Below are 4,411 nucleotides of genomic sequence, written 5' to 3' on the forward strand. Positions count from 1 at the left end.
TCTCCTGCGGGAATCCTTGCTTGTGTCCCTGACCAGCAGCCCATGGAGACCTCTGCTCACCCTCACCCTAGCCAGAGCCGGAACCAAGTGTCTTTGTTTCGGCCCTACTGCGCTGCCGCGCCGGGATCCAGCCACTTTGGAGACGCCATGGCCATATTCTCCCGAGGAGAACTCGCGGGGGTCCGACAGATTCAAGATGGGGAATCCATCGGGTTTTCCCTGCGGTGGCAACCCGGCCAGCTTCCCGCCGACCCGTGCCCCTGCACCTTGACCATCCGCCCAGTTCCGGGAGCCTGCTATCAATTCTCCGTCCCCAGTTATCAGGCCGTGCTCTGGCTGCTGGAGGTGTGCCGCAGCCAGGCAGGGCGTCCCAGCGGTGAACAGGCGGCCGACCTGCCCCAGGCCTTCTGGACTCAGGTGTTGTCTGCTTAAAGTGCCTTTAGCATCTGGTCCTGGCGTTGTCCGTCACCATGTTGATCGGCTCGGCAGAGCCTTACAGTGGCAAGTCCGCCCTTGTGTTGGGCGTTGCCCAGTGGCTCAAATCCCGGGGTATCAGCTTTCGCTACAGCAAACCGCTGGCCACCAGCCTAGAGCGCCAGTGCCGGTCCTCGGACCGTCTCTTTGACGATGACGCCCACTTGATTGGGGACATGCTCCAGTTGGCGCCCAGGGACTTGATTCCCTCCCTGGCGGCGTCCGCCGCCGCCGCACAGCTTGACTGTGCCCATCTGGGTCAGGCCATGGAGCGGAATTATTTTCCGGCACTGCAGAAAGAACTGGAGGCCTCCACAGCGCAGGTGACCATCATGGAGGGTCCTGGCTCCTTAGCCGAGGGCTGCTGCTTTGGCTTGCACTTGCCGGCCCTGGCCACCCGTCTGGGTGCTCCGGTGCTGCTGATTCATCCCTGGCAGGGCAGCGCCAGCCTGGAGCCGCTCCTGGACGCCGTTAATCGCCTGGAAGGACAGGCCATGGGTGTGGTGCTCAATGCCGTGGATCCGGAGGCTGTTCCCGCCTTGAAGCGGGACCTGGAGCCCCTGCTGAAGCGTTTCAACCTGCCACTGCTGGGTGTGCTGCCCCGCAGTCCCCTACTGCGGAGTGTGAGTGTCCGTGAACTGAGTCAGCGGCTGGATGCGGAGGTGCTGTGCTGCCTGGAGCGGCTGGATCTTCTGGTGGAAACCCTGTCCATTGGGGCCATGAGCGTCAATTCAGCCATGCAGGTCTTCCGACGACAGCGCAACATGGCCGTGGTGACCGGCGCGGACCGCACCGACATCCAACTGGCGGCCCTGGAAGCCTCCACCCAGTGCCTGATTCTCACAGGAGCGTCGTCCCCTCTCCCCGAATTGATCACCCGGGCCGGGGAGTTGGAAGTGCCCCTGCTGAAGGTGAGCAAGGACACCTTGAATACAGTGGCATTGGTGGAGCGGGCCTTTGGCAACGTACGGCTCCATGAACCCGTCAAGGCCAGCTTTGCCTTGCGCTTGATCCAGGAGAATTGCGACTTCACCCCCCTCATGGAGCGACTCAAGCTGCCCCACTCCTGAATACCCATCCCGGAACACGGAACAGTTGTAAAAGCACCCATGGAACAGGGTGACTGCTACCTTGCAGAGAGCTTTGTGTCCCCCTTGCCCAGATCCCTTGACGCGCCCCCGGTGGATCGGGTTGATACACTGGCCCATGAGTTGGCCCTGCTCAACAGCCAGGCCAAGCGGTCCATCGCCATGCTGGGATCCCGGCACGTGGCCATGACCACGTCCCACTTGGTGGAGTTGCTGGCCAGCGCCCTGGCACGAGAAGGCCACAGCTTGCTTACCTCCGGCGCCCTGGGAACCAATGCCGCCGTTATTCGCGGTGTTCTGGCGGTCAGGCCCAGCGCCTTGACGGTGGTGCTGCCCCAGAGCCTTTCACGGCAGAGCAGGGAGTCGCGCCAGCAGATGGAGCAGGTGCTTCACCTGGTTGAAAAGCCCGAGCACGACCACCTTCCATTACAAGAGGCCAGCCGCCTTTGCAACCAGGAGATTATTGAGCGCTGCGACCAGCTCGTCTGCATGGTGTTCCACGACAGCCACACCCTGCTGGAAACAGCCCGGATGGCGGAAGATCAATGCCGGCTGGTGAGTGTGCTGTATTTTGACTGAATGGGTATCTGGCTGACCAGTTGGGGACTGATTGATCTGGGGGCCGTCCTGCTGGCGCTGCTGGTGTTGGTGGCGTTTCTGGCCCGCTGGCGGCGCTGACCGGCGTCAGCCTCTCCGCAAAGGTCAGGCAATCTCCGCAAAGGACTCGCGGAAGGCCTCCAGGGTGGTGTCGATGTCGTTGTCGCTGTGGGCCAGGGAGGTGAAGCCCGCTTCAAAGCCACTGGGCGCCAAGTAGACACCCCGCTCCAACATGGCCCGGTGGAGCCGACCAAACTGCTCGTGGTCCGCCTCTTTGGCATCGGCAAAGTTGCGCACGGGCTCGTCACGGAAGAAGAAGCCGAACATGCCGCTGATGCTGCCGCCGCTGATGGGTAGCCCCGCTTCTCGGCCCGCTTCCAAGATTCCTGCCACCAACTGCCTGGTGATGGCCTCCAGGTGGTCATAGGCGCCCGGGCGCTTGAGCAGTTCCAGGGTGGCAATGCCGGCGGTCATGGCCAGGGGATTGCCGCTGAGGGTTCCGGCCTGATACATGGGACCTTCCGGAGCCACCATGGCCATCACGTCGGCTCGACCACCGTAGGCTCCCACCGGCAACCCACCGCCGATCACCTTGCCCATGGTGGTGAGATCGGGAGTGACGCCAAAGCGGGCCTGGGCGCCGCCGTAGCTGATGCGAAAGCCTGTCATCACCTCGTCAAACACCAGCAGGGATCCCTGGTCCTGGGTGAGTTCCCGCAGCCCCTCCAGGAAGCCGGCATCCGGGGGAATAAAGCCGGCATTGCCCACCACAGGCTCCAGAATCACGCCGGCAATCTGGTGCTGGTGTTCCGCAAACAAGGCCTTGACGGCTTCCAGGTCGTTGTAAGGCGCCGTCAGGGTGGAGGCCGTGGCTGCACGCAGCACACCCGGGGAGTCGGGCAGGCCAAGGGTGGCCACGCCGGAGCCCGCCTTCACCAGGAACATGTCCGCGTGGCCGTGATAGCAGCCCTCGAACTTGATCAGCTTGTCCCGACCCGTGAAGGCGCGCATCAGCCGCAGGGCCGCCATGCATGCCTCCGTACCGGAGTTGACGAACCGCACCTTCTCTACAGAAGGCACGGCCTCGATCACCATCTCCGCCAAGGTGTTCTCCAACAGGCAAGGGGCGCCGAAGGAGGTGCCTCGGTCCAGAGCCTCATGGAGGGCGTTGATCACCTCGGCACGGGCATGGCCACAGATGGCCGGCCCCCAACTGCCCACGTAGTCGATGTAGCGGTTGCCGTCCACATCCCACACGGACGAGCCTTTGACGTGATCAAAGACAATGGGTTTGCCGATGACCGAGCGAAACGCCCGGACCGGTGAATTAACGCCCCCCGGCATCAGTGCCTGAGCGGCGTCAAAGATCTCTTCGGAGCGGGTCGTATTCAGCGGAGAAGCTGGAGCCACGTCGTCGAGTTCGAAGGGGTCAAACCTAAGGATAAGCCCTTAACCCTGACACCATGCCTTTAACGACCCATTGCAGCCCCGGTAGCCAGGTCTACCACCACAGGTGCATGGTCACTGGGCCGGGGCAGGCCCCGCGGCTGGCGATCAATCCAGCAGTCCTTGGCGGTGTGGTGGAGGTACCGGGTGAGATAGATGTGATCCAGACGCCAGCCCTGGTTCCGCCGCCAGCCCCCACTGCGGTAGTCCCACCAGCTCCAGTGGCCGCTCTCCCCATGGAACCGCCGAAACACGTCCTTCAACTCCTGCCCCAGCACTACCTGCAGGGCCTCCCGCTCCTGGTCGCTGGCCATGACGTGGCCCTTGAACTGCTGCGGGTCATGCAGATCCCGGTCTTCAGGGGCAATGTTGAAGTCCCCCACCATGCAGAGGGGCTCACCCTGCTCAAGCTGGGTGGCCACGTAGCGACCGAGGCAGTCCAACCAGGCCAGCTTGTAACTGTAGCTCTCGCTACCGACGGATGCTCCGTTGGGAACGTAAAGGTTAAGGATCCGCACCGGACCCAGGCGGCCGCTGATCACCCGCTTTTGCTCACTGAGGGCAACGGCTTCCCCGTCCTCCTCCAGCAACCCGTCAAAGCCGATGCGCAGATCCTCCAGTGGTTGACGACTGACGAGCGCCATGCCGTTGTAGGCCTTCTGACCACTGACGGCGGCCCTATAACCCACGGCGTTCAGCGGGTCATGCGGGAAGAGGTCATCGGCCACCTTGGTTTCTTGGAGGCAGAGCACGTCCGGCTGGTGTGTCTCCAGCCAGTGGACCACCTGCTCAAGCCGGACCCGCAG

Annotated in this window: 5 protein-coding genes; 3 read left to right on the forward strand and 2 right to left on the reverse strand. The window is 63.1% G+C overall.

The window, feature by feature from the left end:
* The 3 genes from ebsA to FLM9_RS06375 form a co-directional block, all read left to right on the forward strand.
* The coding region (gene ebsA / locus FLM9_RS06365; RefSeq protein ID WP_218969748.1) for a type IV pilus biogenesis protein EbsA at nt 1–432 on the forward strand (432 nt) is incomplete at its 5' end.
* Between the two features lie 38 nt (nt 433–470).
* Complete coding sequence (locus FLM9_RS06370) at nt 471–1,544, forward strand: phosphotransacetylase family protein (RefSeq protein WP_257243036.1); 1,074 nt, start codon at nt 471–473, stop codon at nt 1,542–1,544.
* 84 nt (nt 1,545–1,628) lie between these two features.
* Nucleotides 1,629–2,141, forward strand: coding sequence for a DNA recombination-mediator protein A (locus tag FLM9_RS06375; RefSeq protein ID WP_074457791.1), 513 nt, complete (start codon nt 1,629–1,631; stop codon nt 2,139–2,141).
* A gap of 123 nt (nt 2,142–2,264) precedes the next feature.
* Here FLM9_RS06375 and hemL read toward each other — a convergent pair whose 3' ends face one another.
* The gene (gene hemL, locus FLM9_RS06380; protein WP_074457789.1) at nt 2,265–3,569 is read right to left on the reverse strand and encodes a glutamate-1-semialdehyde 2,1-aminomutase; all 1,305 of its coding nucleotides are present in this window, start codon (nt 3,567–3,569) and stop codon (nt 2,265–2,267) included.
* Nucleotides 3,570–3,628: 59 nt separating this feature from the next.
* Nucleotides 3,629–4,411: exodeoxyribonuclease III (gene xth / locus FLM9_RS06385; RefSeq protein WP_074457790.1), on the reverse strand; the 783-nt coding region annotated here is incomplete at its 5' end.

Source organism: Candidatus Synechococcus spongiarum (assembly GCF_900047545.1).
Lineage (GTDB): Bacteria > Cyanobacteriota > Cyanobacteriia > PCC-6307 > Cyanobiaceae > Synechococcus_B > Synechococcus_B spongiarum_C.